Here is a 15,653-nt window from a genome sequence, read left to right on the forward strand (position 1 = left end):
GGGTCTCACCATCACGGTGGGGCCCGCCGTTTGCGTGCGCGGGGTGGGGTGACGATGGGGTCGGTCGCGCCGTAGTAGGTGGTGCCGTGGGGTGTGGTGATGGTCGTGGTGCCGCGGGTGGGGTTGTGGCTGTGGGTCCAGCGTGGGTGGTGTTTGAGGCGGTGGTGGTGTCGGCAGCGGCTGGTGCCGTTGTCTGTTGAGGTGGTGCCGCCGTGGTTCCAGGGTTGTTCGTGGTCGAAGTCGGTGTGGGTGGCCGGCCGGTGACACCACGGGACGACGCATTCGCGGTCGCGGATGCGGACGAGGTCTCGGATGGTGGTTGAGGGTCTGCGGCGGGTTCGGCCGAGCGCGGTGGGTTGGCCGGTGGTGGGGTCGCAGAGGACTTTGCGCCAGGTGCTGGCGGGGTTGGTCATGATCTCTCGGGCGATGGGTGCGGGGATGGTGCCGTAGCCGTCGAGCGTGCAGCCCGAGTCGGTGATGCCGAGGGCGGTGGAGGCGGGCATGTGCAGGGAGACGGTGGCGGCGGTTTCGGGTGCGGTGACGCCGGGATCACGCCCGAGGAGCAGATCTGTGGTGACATCGGCCCGCAACTGGTCCATCGATCGCGACGATCCGGCCCGCCGCAGGGCCTGAGCCATCCCGTCGACGCGCGCGTAGGCGGCGGAGGCGACCTCGACGGGCACGTGTGCGGTCAGTCGGGACATGGCGTTCTCGCCGTGGATGAGCTCAAGTTTCCGACCGCGTCGAGCAACGCGGGCCCGTGCCGTCTGCCCCTCAGGATCCACGGAATGAGCAATCTTCCGCGCATGTGCGGCGAGGTTGTCGGGTATGAACGTCGAGGTCGGCGCCGACGACAGTTTCTCGGCCAACTGGGCATCGACGGCGCGTGCATCGGCGGCCGACATCCCGGACGTCACGGCAGCGACCCGGGAGGCTCCGTAGGCATCGATCTCCCCACGCGACATCGCCCCCAACATCCCAGGGTGATCAGAGACCAGCGTCGAGGCGAGAGCAACCCGCTTCTCCACCTGAGCCCGAGACCCCCGTAATACCGGACGCAACGCTTCCACAACACTCACAGAATCGGACTCAACCGATTCCAACCGAGCCAGCAAAACCGCCTCCCGAGCATCAAGCCGAGCCCGATCAGCACGAACCCGATCAAGCTCACCAAGAAGAGAAGAAGTCAACGTCGACACCCCTAAATGATACCAAACACCCCACAACAACTCCACCCAAAAGAAACCCGAAAAGCCACCCCAGGAGCAACCCCAGAAACAACCCAAAAAATGTCCACCCCCGAAGCGAAGCAAGGGCAAACCCGCCACCCCCACCCCCTCAAACACGCACCTCCACCGTGTCATCCCGTCGACCTAAAACGGACACCATCACGCTGCAGGCAGGGCGCAACCCACCCCAAAACCGGAGCCAAACAACACAACCTTGCGCCCTGTCTGCAGCGTGATACCCACAACGCGAGGTCGAGGGATGACACGGAGCAGCGACACCAGTCGCCCGAGCATCCCGGAGACCTGCCCGCCGGCGAGCACCCCAACCCCCAGGTCCCCAACCCGACGTCCCGAAACGCTGACACGGCGACGTGAATTGCTGACACGGCACCCCGAATCGCAAACACAACGCCACAAAACGCCAACACGACGCCACAGAACGCCAACACGGCGACGTGAGGTGCTGACACGGCACCGGAATACCCCGGAAAGCGGAGCCGACTACCGGTCCAAAACCTCATCCAACACGGTCAACAATCGCTCCGCCCGCGAGTCCCGATCCTCACTCCGCAACTCGTTGCACAAAAACGAAAACCCAACCCCGCCGACACCCCCACGCTCAGCGCCGGGCCAGGCCCCGTGTCGCCCACCTCCGGCCCCGGAGTGCCCAAAGGCCCGGTCACCCCGCCGATCGGGCCCATAAGTCCCGATCGAATCCCCGAGCTCGTACCCGAGCCCGAACCGAACAGGCCGATCGTTGATCGCATCAACCCCGTCGGCCCACACCCCGGTGGCCCGACGCAGCGCGGAGTCGTCCACGACACACCCGCGAAGCACGAGGTCGTACAAGGAGGCCATCGCGCGAGCGGTACCCACCCCACTACCACCGGCGAGCTCGGCCCGCCGGTAGGCGACGGAGTTCATCAGGGAATCGGAGTCGAGCAGCCCGGCATACATCCGCTCGACGATGCGGCGCCGCTCGGGATCGGTGAGGAACGTACTGATCGCATAGTCGGGCGCGCGCACCAGCCGAGCCATGCGCGGATCGCAGTCGGCGGGGGTGCCGAGGTGCAGGTCGAGCCCGTACGGCGCGACGAGCTCCTGCACGAGCGTCCCGACGGACGACCCGGTGACCCGCCGGAGCAGTTCGCCGGCGAGGTAGCCGTAGGTCAGCGGGTGGTAGGCGACCCGGGTTCCGGGCTCCCACAGGGGTTTCTGCGTGGCGAGCAGTCGGGCGCACCCGGCGCTGTCGAGCAGGTCGTGCGGGCCGTCCACATAGGGCAGGCCGGCGGTGTGGGACAGCACGTGGCCGACGGTGACGTCGGCGGTGAACTCCGGCCAGTACGTGCGCACGGGTGCGGTCGGGTCGAGGCGGTCGGCCAGCGCCGCGGCGACGGTCGCGACGATGCCCTTGGTGCCGGAGAACAGCACGCACAACGTGTCCCGCCGCCACGGGGTGCCGGTGAGGGGGTCGGCGAGCCCGCCCCACAGGTCGACGACCGGCTCCCCGTCGCGGACGACGGCGAAGGCCGCCCCGCCGCGCGCGTCGCCGACGATGTCGGCGAACACGTCGCGGACTGGTTCGAACCCCGGGGCGACCATGCCCTCGACCGCCATCGGTCACATCCTCGGCGTATTGGCCAACAACCGGCGCGTGTACTCGTGCTGCGGCGCGTCGAGCACCTCGTCGACCGTGCCGGATTCGACGACCTCACCGCCGCGCAGCACGGCGATCCGGTCGGCGACGTGCCGGGCCAACGCGATGTTGTGGGTGACGAACAGCATCGCGGTGCCCAGCTCCCGGCGCAGCGTGCAGAGCAACTCGATGATCGTGGCCTGCACCGACACGTCGAGTGCGGAGGTCACCTCGTCGCACAGCAGCACGTCCGGCGTCGTGACCAGCGCACGGGCGATCGCGGCGCGTTGCCGCTGTCCGCCGGAGAGCTGATCGGGCAGGCGAACGGCCAGGTCGGGATCGAGCCGCACCCGTTCCAACGTGGCGTGCACGCGCTCCGCTCGTTCCCGCCTGTCGAGGTCGGTCAACGTCCGCAGCGGCAGCTCGACCGACTGTCCGATGGTCTTGCGCGGGTTGAGAGAGGAGTACGGGCTCTGGAACACGTACTGCACCGAGCGTAGCTGCTCGGCGGAACGTTTCGCCGTGGACGCCGCCAGCTCGGTACCGGACAGCGCGATCGTGCCCTGGTGGCGTTCGTTGAGCCCGGCGATGCACTGCGACAACGTGGTCTTGCCCGAGCCCGATTCGCCCAGCAGCATCAGGCATTCGCCGGCCCGCACGTCCAGCGAGACGTCCCGCAGCACCCGGTTCTCGCCGTACGACACGGACAGGTCCCGCACCGACAACACCGCCACCGACGCGCCGGACCCCGACGCGCCGGACCCCGACGCGCCGGACTCGGGCTCCGCCGTGCCGACCCCGGACGCCGAGGCGCCGTCCGGGCCGTCGAGGTGCGGCACGGCGGCGACGAGCTCACGGGTGTACTCGTGCGACGGTGTGCGCAGCACCTCGCTGGTGGTGCCGCATTCGACGACCTCGCCGCGCCGCAGCACCGCCACCCGGTCGGCCACGGTGGCCACGACCGCGAGGTCGTGCGTGATGTACAGCGCCGCGGTGTCGTGCTCGGCGGTGAGGCGGCCGACGGTCTCGAGCACCAGCGTCTGGGTGGTCACGTCGAGTCCGGTCGTGGGCTCGTCGAGTACGACCACGCTCGGCCGGCAGGCGAACGCCATCGCGATGCCGACGCGTTGCTGCTGCCCGCCGGAGAGCTGGTGCGGATAGCGCCGGCGGTACTCCTCGTCGCCGGGCAGGCCGACCTCGTCGAGCACCTCGCGACCCGCGCGGTGCGTTCGGCCGCCGAGTCGCCGTAGCCGTGGGTCTCGAGGACCTCGCCGATCTGCCGGCCGATGCGCAGCGCCGGGTTCAGCGACGCCGCCGGATCCTGCGGGATGTAGGCGACGGTGCACCCCCGCAGCGTGCGGCGGCCGCGTTCGTCGAGTTCGAGCACCGACACGGTGTCCCCGTCCCCGTCCCCGCCGCGGGCGGTGGCCGTCACGGTGCCGCCCGTGTGGCGCAGTCCGCGGCGGAAGTGGCCGAGCGCGGCCAGTCCGGCGGTGGTCTTGCCCGATCCGGACTCGCCGACCAGAGCCAGCACCTCGCCGGGCGCGATGTCGTAGGACACGCCGCGCAGCACGGGCGCGCCGGTGGTGGTGTCCACGCGCAGATCGTCGACGACGAGCGCGTGCCGTACCGCTACCTGGGTCGTCACGCCGCGACCTCCTTCTTCTGCTCCCGGCCCGCCGCGGCGGACGCGAGCGAGTCGGTGATGAGGTTGGTGCCGACGGTCAGCACCGCGATGGCGAGCACGGGCAGCAGCACGCCCCACGGTTCGACGACGAGCGCGATCCGGTTCTCGTTGATCATCAGACCCCAGTCCGCGGTGGGCGGCTGGATGCCGAGTCCGAGGAACGACAGCGACGCGACGTAGCCGATCGAGTAGGTCAGCCGCAGGCCCAGCTCCACCATGAGCGGACCGGTGATGTTGGGCAGCACCTCGCCGGCGAGGATGCGCCGGCGGGGCATGGCGTACATCCGCGCGGCGCGGATGAAGTCGGCGTCCTTGACGGCCACGGTCGACGCCCGCGCCACCCGCGCGACCCGGGGCGCGTGCGTGATGCCGATGACCAGCACCAGCAGCCAGCCCTCCGGCCCGATCATCGCGATCGCCAGCAGCGCGAACACCAGCTGCGGGAACGACAGCAGCACGTCGCTGCCGCGCATGATGACAGAGTCGAGCCGGCCGCCGCTGTAGCCGGCGAGCATGCCCAGCAGCGCGCCGAGCACGACGCCGAGCGCCGTGGCCAGCACGGCGTAGAGCAGCAGGGTCGCCCCGCCCGCGAGGAAGCGGGTGAACACGTCGCGGCCGAGGCCGTCGGTTCCGGCGATACCGTCGGACTGGAACGGCCGCCCCACGAACTCCATTGCGTCGTAGCCGGTGAGGGCGGAGCCGAACAGGGCGCCGCCCACGGCGAGCACGAGCACGAGCGCCGTCAGGGCCGTCCCGATCTTGGCCTGCGGCAGGGACATGGCCCTGCGCAGCAGGCCCGGCTGGGTGCGGCGGGAACTCCGGGATGTGGCGTTCATCGGGTCACCTCGGCACGCAGCTTGGGGTTGGACACGATGCCGACGACGTCGGCGATCAGGTTCACGACGACGTAGACGCCGGCGATGATCAGCGTGATCGCCTGCACGACCGCGACGTCCCGGTTGTTGACCGCGTCGATCAGCGCCTGGCCGATCCCGGGATAGCGGAAGAGGAACTCGACCACGACCACGCCGCCGGCGAGCCACGCCAGCTGCAGCGCGATGACCTGGGCGACCGGGCCGATCGCGTGCGGCACGGCGTGCCGGGTGATCACGACCCGTTCGGGCAGTCCCTTCAGTCGCGCCATCTCGACGTAGCCACTGTCGAGGACCTCGCTCATCGTCGCCCGCATCATGCGCGTGATGTAGGGCGTCACGACCAGGCAGAGGGTGATGATCGGCAGGATCAGCTGGCTCGGCTGCGCCCAGACCGGTTCGCCGGGCGGCGCGAGCGTCACCGACGGCAGGATCGGCAGGACCGTAGTCGACAGCAGCACGATCAACGCCACACCGATCACGAACTCGGGCAGCGCGGCCACGACCAGGCTCAGCCCGGACACGGTGTGGTCGACGCCCCGGCCGCGCCGCAGCGCCGACCACGTGCCGAGCGCGAGACCGACCGCTGTGCTCAGCACGGCCGCGACGATCAGCAACACCAGCGAGGCGCCGACCCGCTCGCCGAGCAGCTCGGTCACCGGACCCTGGGTCGCGGCGGAGACACCGAGGTCGCCGGTGAACACGCCACCGAGCCAGTCGAGATAGCGCTGCCACACCGGGGCGTCGAGGCCCAGCTGGGCGTTCAGCGCGGCGATCCGGTCGGGCGTGGCCGCCTGACCGAGGATCGCGCGGGCGGGATCACCCGGCAACAACAGGGTCGCGACGAACACGAGCAACGTCACCACCCACAGCACCGCGACGCTCACCAGGAGCCGGCGCAGGATTACACGGAACACGACACACTCACCTCCTCAGCCGAGCCAGACCCGGTCGAACGAATAGCCGGACAGGGGCAGTCCCGTGCGGTCCGGGACGAGCCCGGCCACGTAGACCTGGTGGGCGTCCACCTGGTTGAGGAAGCCCCACACGATCAGCCCGCCCCGCTCGTACTCGATGCGCTGGGCCTGCCGCAGCAGTTCGGCCCGCCGCCCGTCGTCGGTCGTGGCCCTGGCCTCGGCGATGAGGTCGAGGAACTCGGGGTCCTGCCAGTGCGTCTCGTTGTAGGGCGAGTCCGGCAGGGAACCGTTGGAGACCTGCGGCAGGTAGTTGCGCGTGTACCAGAAGTCCTGGGCGAAATCCCACTGCAGATAGTTGTCGCCGAAGAACGTGGTGGTGTCGACGCGGTTCAGTCGCACGTTCACCCCGGCCGCCCTCGCCTGCTGTTGGAAGACCTGGGCGGCCTCGACCGCACCCGCCTGGATGGGCGCGGTCACGAGCTCGACGTCCAATGTGGAGTGACCCGCCTCGGCGAGCAGCCGCCGCGCCTCGGCGATGTCCTGCGTGCGTTGCGGCAGTTCGGAGGCATATGCCGGGTCGAACGGGGCGTAGAGGTCGTTGCCGACCCGGCCCTGACCGGACAGCACCTGATTGATCATCTGCTCGCGGTCGACGATGAGCCGGAACGCCTGGCGCACCCGTGGGTCGTCGAACGGCGGCCGGTCGACGCGCATCGTGAACGGCAGCCACGCGCCGGTCTCGGACGAGAGGATGCGCATGCGTTCGTCGCTGCGCAGCACCTCGACCAGGGAGACCGGAACCTGGTCGATCGCGTCCACCTGCGAGGCCAGCAGCGCGTTGATCCGCGCGTCGTCCTCGGTGAAGTTGATGAGCACCAGCTCGTCGAGGTACGGCCGGTCGGGCCGCCAGTAGTGGTGATTCTTGACGAAACGGCTCTGCAGCCCGGGCGTGAACTCGCGGGCGCGGAAGGGGCCGGTGCCGATCGGATTCTCGAGGTCGAAGTCCGCCGGGACGATGCCCAGCGAGTACTGACCGAGATAGTCGTCGAACACCGCGGACGCCTCGTTGAGGTGGAACTCCACCTGCCGGTCACCCTTCGGCACCACCCGGTCCAACATGGACAGACTGGCGGCGCCGGACTTCGGGTCGTCGGGGTTCATGATCCGCGCGAACGTCGCGACCACGTCCTCGGGCGTGACGGGTCTGCCGTCGTGGAAGCGGATACCGTCGCGGATCGTGGCCGTCCACGTCCGCGCGTCGGCGGAGCGTTCGATGCGCTCGGCGACGAGGTACTCCATCGCGTACTCGTGATCGCGGTCGACGAGCGGCTCGTAGAGGTTGCGGACCCGGGCGATGTCCGGATTCGCGACGGGGGAGTGCGGGTCGAGCGTGTCGGAGGCACCGCCGCCGGTGACCCCGACACGCAGCGTGCCGCCGCGTTTCGGCGGTCCGGTCGGGTCCTCGGCGGCGCTGGTGCGCCCGCCGCAGGCGGACAACAGGGGCGCGGCGCCGGCGAGGGCGGCACCACCCAACAGCAGGGTCCTCCGGGAGATGCGGGAATTCTGGGAATGAACAGGCGACATGACGTCGGGCTTCCGGTAGGGGACAGGGCGACGGGGAGCGCAGCGCCCGGCTCGTGGGCCGAACCGGTGGAGCGTTCCGGCGGTGACGCCCAGGGGGCGCGCCACCGCCGGAACGGGTCTCAGGCGCCGATCGCTCGTCCGGCGTACTCCGGTGCCGGGCGGAGCAGGCGTCGAAGCTTGTCCGCCACGTGGTCCGGGAACGGTGCCGCCCGCGATCCGGAAACGTGGATCGCCATGATCTCCTCGGTCGCCACGACGTCGCCGTCGTCGCCGTCGACACGCAGTTCGTGCCACAGCCGGACCTTCTTGGCGCCGACCGAGAGCGCGAAGGTCGTCACGTGGAGGTCGGCATCGGGCCCGACCTCCCGCAGATAACGCACATGGGCCTCGACGGTGTAGAGCGAACACCCCGTCTCGCCGCGGTAGGTCTCGTCGAGACCCACGTGGTCCATCAGGTTCGTCGTCGCGAACCCGAAGACCATCACGTAGAACGGCTCACTGAGGTGGCCGTTGTAGTCGATCCACTCCGGACGGACCCGGTCGCGGTACTGCATACATTCACCCACGGGCGCCCCCGCGGGCCTCGGCGACCGCCCGTTGGACGGCGATGACGGCGCGGTCGCGTTCGGCGACCAGCTCGGCGATGCTGCGACCGCCCGAGGCCTCTTCGCAGCCGGCGACCATGTCGTCGCGCAGCCGCGTGGTCAGTTCGGGCGCGGTCAACCGGGTCCACGGCGCTCGAGCGAGGGTCCGAAGTGGTCCAGCATGTGCGCCATGCCGCCCTCGCCGCCGGCGAGGTGGAACGTCAGGCACGGCCCGTGGACCGGCCAGCGCAGGCCGGGCCCGTCGGTGATCGCGGTGTCGATCTGCTCGACGGTGGCCTCACCCTCGGCGACCATGTGCAGCGCCTCGCGCCACAGCGCCTCCTGCAGCCGGTTGGCGATGAACCCGGGCAGCTCCCGGTCCATCGTGATGACCGATTTGCCGACGTGGCGGTAGAACGCGCTCGCCTGCTCGACGACCCACCGCTCGGTCTTCTCGCCGCCGACGACCTCGACGAGCGGGATGAGGTACGGCGGGTTGAACGGGTGGCCGACGACGAGCCGGCCCGGGTTCTCCGCCGCCGTGGCCATGTCGGTCATCGGGAAGCCGGACGTGGACGAGGCGATGATCACCTCGGGCGCGGTGACGGCGTCGATGTCGGCAAGCAGCGTGCGCTTGAGTTCGAGGTCCTCCGGGGCGCTCTCCTGGACGAACCCCGCACCCTCGACCGCCTCGGCGAGGGTGGGCAGCACGACGAGCGACTCGGGCGAGGCGCCCTCGGCGAGGCCGAGTTCGGTGAGCGCGGGCCACGCGCCGTCGACGAGGCGGCGCAGCTTCTCCTCGGCGTCGGGAGCCGGGTCCCAGGCGCGCACGCGGAACCCGCGGGCGAGGAAGTGGGCGACCCAGCCGCCGCCGATGACCCCGGCGCCGACGCACGCGACCGTGCGGATCTCCTGCGGTTCAGGCACCTCGGACACCGGAGCCTCCCTTCAGGTTCAGGATCCGGCGGGCGTCGTCCGGCGAGGCGATGGTGCCGCCGAGACCTTCCACAATGGACACAGCACGTTCGGTCAGCGCCGCGTTGGTGGCCTTCACGCCCTTGGCGAGGTACAGGTTGTCCTCGAGGCCGACCCGCACGTGCCCGCCGAGCAGTGCCGAGTGCGCGACCCACGGCAGCTGGTTGCGGCCGATCGAGAACGAGGCCCACTGCGCGCCCTCGGGCAGCATGGTGACCATCGTCTGCAGCAGCTCGGGGTTCGCCGGCGCCCCGTAGGGGATGCCCATGCACAGCTGGAACAGCGGCGGGGCGTCGATCAGGCCTTCCTCGATCATCTTGGTGGCGAACCACAGCTGGCCGGTGTCGAAGATCTCCAGCTCGGGCTTCACGCCGAGCTCCTGGATTCGCTTCGACCCGGTTCGCAGCATGTCCGGGGTCGAGATGTAGAGCTGGCTGCCTTCGCCGAAGTTCAGCGAACCGCAGTCGAGGGTGCAGATGTCGGGCAGCAGCTCCTCGACGTGGGGCAGCCGGTCGTGGGCGTTGACCAGGTCGGTGCCGTCGACGGGCTTGAGCGGATCCTCCTGGTCGATGACCAGGTCGCCGCCCATCCCGGCTGTCAGGTTCACCACGACGTCCACACCGGACTCGCGGATGAGCCGGGTGACCTCGCGGTACAACGCGACGTCGCGGGAACCCTGGCCCGTCTCGATGTTGCGCACGTGGATGTGGACGACGGCGGCGCCGGCGTTCGCCGCGGCCACGGCGTCGGCGGCGATCTGCTCCGGGGTCACCGGTACGTGCTCGCTCTTGCCGGTCGTGTCGCCCGCGCCGGTCAGGGCGCAGGTGATGATGACCTTCTCCTGCATGTGTTCACGGTCCTTCGGTGTCTGTGTTCGTGTCCGGGTCGTCGGTGCTGGTGTCGGTGCTGGTGCAGGTGGCGATCGTGCGGTCGATGAAGTCCTTGAGGTGTTCGCGCATCGTGTCCACCGACGCGCGGGCTTGCCGGTCAACACCTGGATGCCGAGGCCGTCGACGAGGGCACTGAGCTGAGCGGTGATCGCGGTCGCGTCCCGTTCGGCGAACAGGCCCTGCTGCTGTCCACTGCGGATGGTCATGGCGATCGTGTGGAACCAGCGGTCGTAGGAATCGGAGTAGAGGGCGCGCATGTCGGGGTTCAGCGCGCACTCGTTCCAGACCTGGAGCCACACGGACCATTCGTCCCGCAACAGCCCGTCGGTGGGCAGTTGCAGTTCGACCAACAGCAGCAGCCGCTCGTAGGCGTTGTCGATCGCGTGCAGTTCGGCGACCTGACGGTCGAAGGCGAGTTTCACGTTGCGGCGCAACGCCTCGGTGAGTACGGCGTGCTTGCTGGGGTAGTGGTAGTGGATGCTGGCCGTGCTCTGTCCGCACGCCTTCGCGATGTCGGCGATCCGCACGCGGTGGTAACCGCGTTCGGCGATGAGCTCCCACGCGGTTTCCAGGATCCGTCTGCGGGTCGCCGGCTGGGGGCCGTCCTGGGTGGCGCTCGCCGATGGGGCGGGCACCGCCGTGACGGTCGCGGCGTCGTCGCTGCCGTTGAGCAGCCAGTTGACCGTGACCCCGGAGTGCTCGGCGATCCGGACGAGTTCGTGCGGGGAGAACCGGCGGGTTCCCTTGAGCGATTTGGACAGCTTGGTCTCGTCCAGACCGATCGCCGTGGCGAACTCGCGCTGTGCTCCCGGCTTCTCGGGCAGCAGCCCGCGGACCCGGTCACGCAACTCTTCCCTTCCGGACATGTCGGGGGACCGTAATCACCGCTTGCGGTAATCGCAAGAACTCGACTGGACGATCAGTCAATCGCAAGGCTGCTGATCAGTGGATACACCGAAAATGGAGGTCTGGGTCACCGCCGGTTTTTCGCCGTGTTTTCGGCTCGTTGTCGCCGAACCGGCGGCCGGTGCTGACGTACGGTGAGGCGCATGGTCGAGCAGCGGGACACGCGCATCCGGAGACGGTACGAGGAGCAGGCCGCGGCGGGGTTCTCCGATCTGATCGGCAGTCCGTACCGCGTGGACCGGGACCGCATCGCGGCGTCCCCGTTCTTCGCCCGACTCGGCGGGGTCACGCAGGTGGTGAGCCCGAGCGGTTCGGGCCTGCTGCACAACCGGCTCACCCACAGCCTCAAGGTGGGCCAGGTGGCGCGGGCGATCGCCGAACGTGTCGTCGCCGACCCCGAGGCGCGGGAACTGGTCGACAAGCTCGGCGGCTGCGACGCCGACGTCGTCGAGGCCGCGGCGCTCGGACACGACCTGGGGCATCCGCCGTTCGGGCATCTCGGCGAGCAGGTGCTCGACCGCATCGCGCGCCACCGGTACGGCCTGGCCGACGGTTTCGAGGGCAACGCCCAGAGCTTCCGGATCGTCACCACCACCGAGGCCGGCGGCCCGACGCCGCACGGGCTGAACCTGACGGCCGCGACGCGCGCGGCGATCCTCAAGTACCCGTGGGCCCGGTTGCATTACCCCGACCCGCATCCGTCGACGATGCCCGTGCTGCCGCGCGGCGCCGGTGAACCCGCCGACGCCCCGGGCACCGGATCGGGCAAGTTCTCGGCCTACGTCACGGATCTGGCCGACGTCACCCAGTCCCGCGCGATGGTGACCGGCCGCGTCGAGCCCTGGCAGCAGACCGTCGAGGCGTCGGTGATGGACCTGGCCGACGACATCGCCTACGCGATCCACGACATCCAGGACTTCCACCGCATCGGCGTCCTGCAGCACGCCGCCGTGGCCACGGAACTGGGACAGTGGCTCGCCAACGTCGACGACCTCGCGGGACTGCCGGCCGAGGCGTTGGGCGACCAGCACCGGAAACCGGGCCGCTCGCTCGAGGCGCTGCGCCGGCGGATGCACGCCAAGGACGGCTGGGTCGCCGACGACGAGGCGTTCGCCCGCGCGGTCGCCCGCGTGCGCGGTGAGCTCGTCGACGACCTGCTGGCCATCCCGTTCGACGGCTCGGTGGAGGCCGAACAGGCCATGGCGGCCTTCTCCGCCCGCTGGATGGCGCGCCTCGTCGGCGGGGTGCTCGTCGATCCGGACCCGCCCGTGCGCACCGGGCACGTCACCCTGCGACCCGCGCAGTGGCACGAGGTGCAGGTGCTCAAGTTCGTGCACGTGCGTTTCGTGCTGCAACGCGCCGATCTGGCCCTGCACCAACGGGGCCAGGCGCGGATGATCGCCGATCTCGTCGACGCGCTCGACGACTGGCTCACCGACCGCGACGAGGCGCGCCGGCTCCCGCGCCGGCTGCACGATCTGGTCACTCTCGCGCGCGAGCAGTACACGCGGCTGGCCGAGGACACGCCCGAACTGCTGGTCGGCGCCACCGGGGAACGGGTGTCGGGCAAGGACGCCGTGTGGACCCTCGCGCGCGGCCGGGCGGTCGTGGACTTCGTCGCCTCGCTGACCGACCGTCAGGCCTCCGCCCTGTTGGACGGCATCACGGGCCGCACGCCGGAACCGTGGTCGGAGTCGTTCGTCCTGTGATCCGGCCGTGAGCAGGAAGAGACAGGTCGGCGGGGGCGGCGTAGCCGTCGAGGTCGAGCCCGAACGGCTCGAACGGTGGTTCACGCGCTTCGCCGAGCGCAACGACGGCATCCGCTCGACCGTGCCGGGCGCCGAGGAGGTCGTGGTGACCGGCGGCGAGGGCACCACCGCCACCGCTCGGGTTCCGTTCCCACCGCTGGTCGCACCGGACCAGCAGGACCCGCCCGAGGGCTCGGTGGTGGAGTGGTTGATCGAGCATGCCCGCACGCCGCGGCGGATCGGGCTCGTCCTGGTGCGCAAGGGCGCCCACAGTGTCGGGGTCGCCCTCGACGGCACGGTCGAGGTGTCGCGGACCGATCGGCACCACGTGCAGGGTCGCAGCGCCGCGGGCGGGTGGTCCCAGCAACGCTTCGCGCGCCGGCGCGCGGGCCAGGCCCGGCAGGCGCTGCGTTCGGCCGCCGACGACGTCGCCGACGTGCTCACCGGCCGGCTCGCCGACCTCGACGCGGTCGTGCTCGGCGGCGACCGGCAGGCCCTCGACGAGCTGCGCGCCGACCGGCGGCTCGAGCCGGTGTTCGCGCTGGCCACGCCGCGGGTGCTCGACATCGCCGAACCGCGCCGGACCGTGCTCGACGAGGCCGCCCACCGGGCACGCGCGGTGGAGATCGTCGTGCGCCCCGCGGCGACCGGCCGCTGAGCCGCGTCGGCGGGTGTTCTCGCCCGTCGGGAATCCGGTGGCGCGTGGTCCGTACACTCGTCGTCGTGGTCGTCAAGCTGGAATGAGCCGCGCAGGCAGCCGCCCGCATCCCGGGCCCGCTGCGCCTGTCCGCGTGTCCGCCGACCTTCTTCAACGACCGGAGTTCTCCTGTGATCACGGCTACCGGCCTGCAGTTGCGCGCGGGTTCGCGCATCCTCCTCGACGACACCACGCTGCGCGTGCAGCCGGGTGACCGGATCGGCCTCGTCGGCCGCAACGGCGCCGGCAAGACCACCACGCTGAAGGTGCTCGCGGGGGAGGGCGAACCGTACGCGGGCGAGGTCACCCTCAGCGGCGAACTCGGCTATCTGCCCCAGGACCCGCGCGAGGGCGATCTGGCGGTGCTGGCCAAGGACCGGGTCCTGTCCGCACGCGGACTCGACAAGATCCTGCGCGACATGGAGAAGGCGCAGACGGCCATGGCCGAACACGTCGACGAGCGCGAGCGCGACAAGGCCGTCACCCGGTACGGCAAGCTGGAGGAGCGGTTCTCCTCGCTCGGCGGTTACGCCGCCGAGAGCGAGGCCGCGCGGATCTGCGCCAACCTGGGCCTCGAGGAGCGCATCCTCGGTCAGCGGTTGGGCACCCTGTCCGGCGGACAGCGCCGCAGGGTGGAGCTCGCGCGCATCCTGTTCGCCGCCTCCGAGTCGGGGGCCGGCGGGAAGTCGGGCACGATGCTGCTGCTCGACGAACCGACCAACCACCTCGATGCCGATTCGATCAACTGGCTGCGCGGGTTCCTCAAGGCCCACGAGGGCGGGCTGGTGATCATCAGTCACGACGTGGAGCTGCTCGACGAGGTCGTCAACAAGGTGTGGTTCCTCGACGCCACCCGCGGCGAGCTCGACGGCTACAACATGAACTGGCAGCGCTACCAGGAGGCGCGCGCGACCGACGAGAAGCGTCGTCGCCGGGAACGCGCCAACGCCGAGAAGAAGGCCGGCGCGCTGCAGCAGCAGGCCGCGAAACTCGGGGCGAAGGCCACGAAGGCCGTCGCGGCCAAGAACATGGCGCGCCGCGCCGAGGAGATGCTCTCGAACCTCGACGAGGAACGACAGTCGGACAAGGTCGCGAAGATCAAGTTCCCCGCCCCTGCGCCGTGTGGCCGCACGCCGTTGACGGCGGAGGGCCTGTCGAAGTCGTACGGTTCGCTGGAGATCTTCACCGGCGTCGACCTCGCGATCGACCGCGGGTCGAAGGTCGTCGTCCTCGGCCTCAACGGCGCGGGCAAGACGACGTTGCTGCGCCTGCTCGGCGGGATGGAGAACGCCGACACCGGCGAGGTCGTCCCGGGTTACGGTCTGCGGCTCGGCTATTACGCCCAGGAACACGAGATGCTCGATCACGACGCGTCGGTGTGGGAGAACATCCGCCATCTGGCTCCCGACACCGGGGCGCAGGAACTGCGCACGCTGCTCGGTTCGTTCCTGTTCTCCGGCGAACAGCTCGAGCAGCCCACCGGAACGTTGTCCGGCGGTGAGAAGACGCGGTTGGCGTTGGCGGGTCTGGTCTCGAGCGCGGCGAACGTCCTGCTGCTCGACGAGCCGACCAACAACCTCGACCCGGCCAGCCGCGAGCAGGTGCTCGACGCGCTGCGCAGTTACGACGGCGCGGTCGTGCTCGTCACCCACGACCCGGGCGCGGTCGAGGCGTTGGAACCGGAACGGGTGATCCTGCTGCCCGACGGAACCGAGGACCACTGGTCCGCCGATTATCTGGAACTGGTCCAGCTCGCCTGACGAAAAAAGCCGATCTTGCTGCCGGGTTGTGCGAACCCGGTCAGGTAGTTAGTTGACGTGCACAAATACCGGGTTGGCCCAACATTTCGGCCCATCCGCTGCGTTTTGCGGCTCTCGTCTGGCATTCCCGCGGTACGTGTTCGATCATTGCGATGAGAGGGGCCGAAT

General features: G+C 70.0%; 10 protein-coding genes and 3 pseudogenes. 3 read left to right on the top strand and 10 right to left on the bottom strand.

The genetic code is table 11. From position 1 onward, the window contains the following. Positions 1-11: 11 nt before the first annotated feature. From BJF85_RS26055 to BJF85_RS29310, 10 genes and pseudogenes are all read right to left on the bottom strand, one after another. Entirely contained in the window at positions 12-1,364 is a 1,353-nt protein-coding gene (locus BJF85_RS26055) for an HNH endonuclease signature motif containing protein (protein WP_083666712.1), read from the bottom strand. A 366-nt stretch (positions 1,365-1,730) separates the two neighbouring features. Continuing rightward, positions 1,731-2,846 (bottom strand): serine hydrolase domain-containing protein, encoded by a 1,116-nt coding sequence (locus BJF85_RS26060; RefSeq protein ID WP_075850527.1) that lies wholly within the window; start codon positions 2,844-2,846, stop codon positions 1,731-1,733. 3 nt (positions 2,847-2,849) lie between these two features. After that, positions 2,850-4,513: pseudogene (locus tag BJF85_RS26065) on the bottom strand (ABC transporter ATP-binding protein). After that, on the bottom strand, positions 4,510-5,388 hold the full coding sequence (locus BJF85_RS26070) for an ABC transporter permease (protein ID WP_075850528.1): 879 nt from the start codon (positions 5,386-5,388) through the stop codon (positions 4,510-4,512). The pseudogene BJF85_RS26065 and the gene BJF85_RS26070 overlap by 4 nt, the downstream one beginning before the upstream one ends. Then, on the bottom strand, positions 5,385-6,341 hold the full coding sequence (locus BJF85_RS26075; RefSeq protein WP_075850529.1) for an ABC transporter permease: 957 nt from the start codon (positions 6,339-6,341) through the stop codon (positions 5,385-5,387). Before BJF85_RS26075 ends, BJF85_RS26070 begins: the two co-directional genes overlap by 4 nt. 15 nt (positions 6,342-6,356) lie before the next feature. Continuing rightward, on the bottom strand, positions 6,357-7,925 hold the full coding sequence (locus tag BJF85_RS26080) for an ABC transporter substrate-binding protein (protein ID WP_075850530.1): 1,569 nt from the start codon (positions 7,923-7,925) through the stop codon (positions 6,357-6,359). A gap of 119 nt (positions 7,926-8,044) precedes the next feature. Further along, on the bottom strand, positions 8,045-8,479 hold the full coding sequence (locus BJF85_RS26085; RefSeq protein ID WP_075850531.1) for a thioesterase family protein: 435 nt from the start codon (positions 8,477-8,479) through the stop codon (positions 8,045-8,047). 4 nt (positions 8,480-8,483) lie between these two features. Next, positions 8,484-9,436: pseudogene (locus BJF85_RS26090) on the bottom strand (3-hydroxyacyl-CoA dehydrogenase NAD-binding domain-containing protein). Further along, positions 9,429-10,331: a 3-keto-5-aminohexanoate cleavage protein gene (locus BJF85_RS29305; protein WP_075850574.1), complete on the bottom strand. Its 903-nt coding sequence runs from the start codon at positions 10,329-10,331 to the stop codon at positions 9,429-9,431. Before BJF85_RS29305 ends, BJF85_RS26090 begins: the two are co-directional and overlap by 8 nt. 4 nt (positions 10,332-10,335) lie before the next feature. After that, positions 10,336-11,240, bottom strand: a pseudogene (locus BJF85_RS29310) (TetR family transcriptional regulator C-terminal domain-containing protein). 183 nt (positions 11,241-11,423) lie between these two features. Here BJF85_RS29310 and BJF85_RS26110 point away from each other — a divergent pair. The 3 genes from BJF85_RS26110 (at position 11,424) to BJF85_RS26120 (ending at position 15,485) form a co-directional block, all read left to right on the top strand. Then, positions 11,424-12,989 (top strand): deoxyguanosinetriphosphate triphosphohydrolase family protein, encoded by a 1,566-nt coding sequence (locus BJF85_RS26110; RefSeq protein WP_075850532.1) that lies wholly within the window; start codon positions 11,424-11,426, stop codon positions 12,987-12,989. 7 nt (positions 12,990-12,996) lie between these two features. After that, a complete protein-coding gene (locus BJF85_RS26115) occupies positions 12,997-13,686 on the top strand; it encodes an acVLRF1 family peptidyl-tRNA hydrolase (RefSeq protein WP_075850533.1) in 690 nt (229 codons plus the stop codon). A 170-nt stretch (positions 13,687-13,856) separates the two neighbouring features. Next, positions 13,857-15,485, top strand: a complete 1,629-nt coding sequence (locus tag BJF85_RS26120; RefSeq protein ID WP_075850534.1) for an ABC-F family ATP-binding cassette domain-containing protein — start codon at positions 13,857-13,859, stop codon at positions 15,483-15,485. The last annotated feature ends 168 nt before the right edge of the window (positions 15,486-15,653 follow it).

The sequence above is a fragment of the Saccharomonospora sp. CUA-673 genome, assembly GCF_001942305.1.
GTDB lineage: Bacteria > Actinomycetota > Actinomycetes > Mycobacteriales > Pseudonocardiaceae > Prauserella.

Excerpts from the sequence above, each read along its gene's own strand:
- BJF85_RS26055 (WP_083666712.1), bottom strand. The coding sequence starts at position 1,364 with ATGACACGGTGGAGGTGCGTGTTTGAGGGGGTGGGGGTGGCGGGTTTG.
- BJF85_RS26060 (WP_075850527.1), bottom strand. The coding sequence starts at position 2,846 with ATGGCGGTCGAGGGCATGGTCGCCCCGGGGTTCGAACCAGTCCGCGAC.
- BJF85_RS26070 (WP_075850528.1), bottom strand. The coding sequence starts at position 5,388 with ATGAACGCCACATCCCGGAGTTCCCGCCGCACCCAGCCGGGCCTGCTG.
- BJF85_RS26080 (WP_075850530.1), bottom strand. The coding sequence starts at position 7,925 with ATGTCGCCTGTTCATTCCCAGAATTCCCGCATCTCCCGGAGGACCCTG.
- BJF85_RS26085 (WP_075850531.1), bottom strand. The coding sequence starts at position 8,479 with ATGCAGTACCGCGACCGGGTCCGTCCGGAGTGGATCGACTACAACGGC.
- BJF85_RS29305 (WP_075850574.1), bottom strand. The coding sequence starts at position 10,331 with ATGCAGGAGAAGGTCATCATCACCTGCGCCCTGACCGGCGCGGGCGAC.
- BJF85_RS26110 (WP_075850532.1), top strand. The coding sequence starts at position 11,424 with ATGGTCGAGCAGCGGGACACGCGCATCCGGAGACGGTACGAGGAGCAG.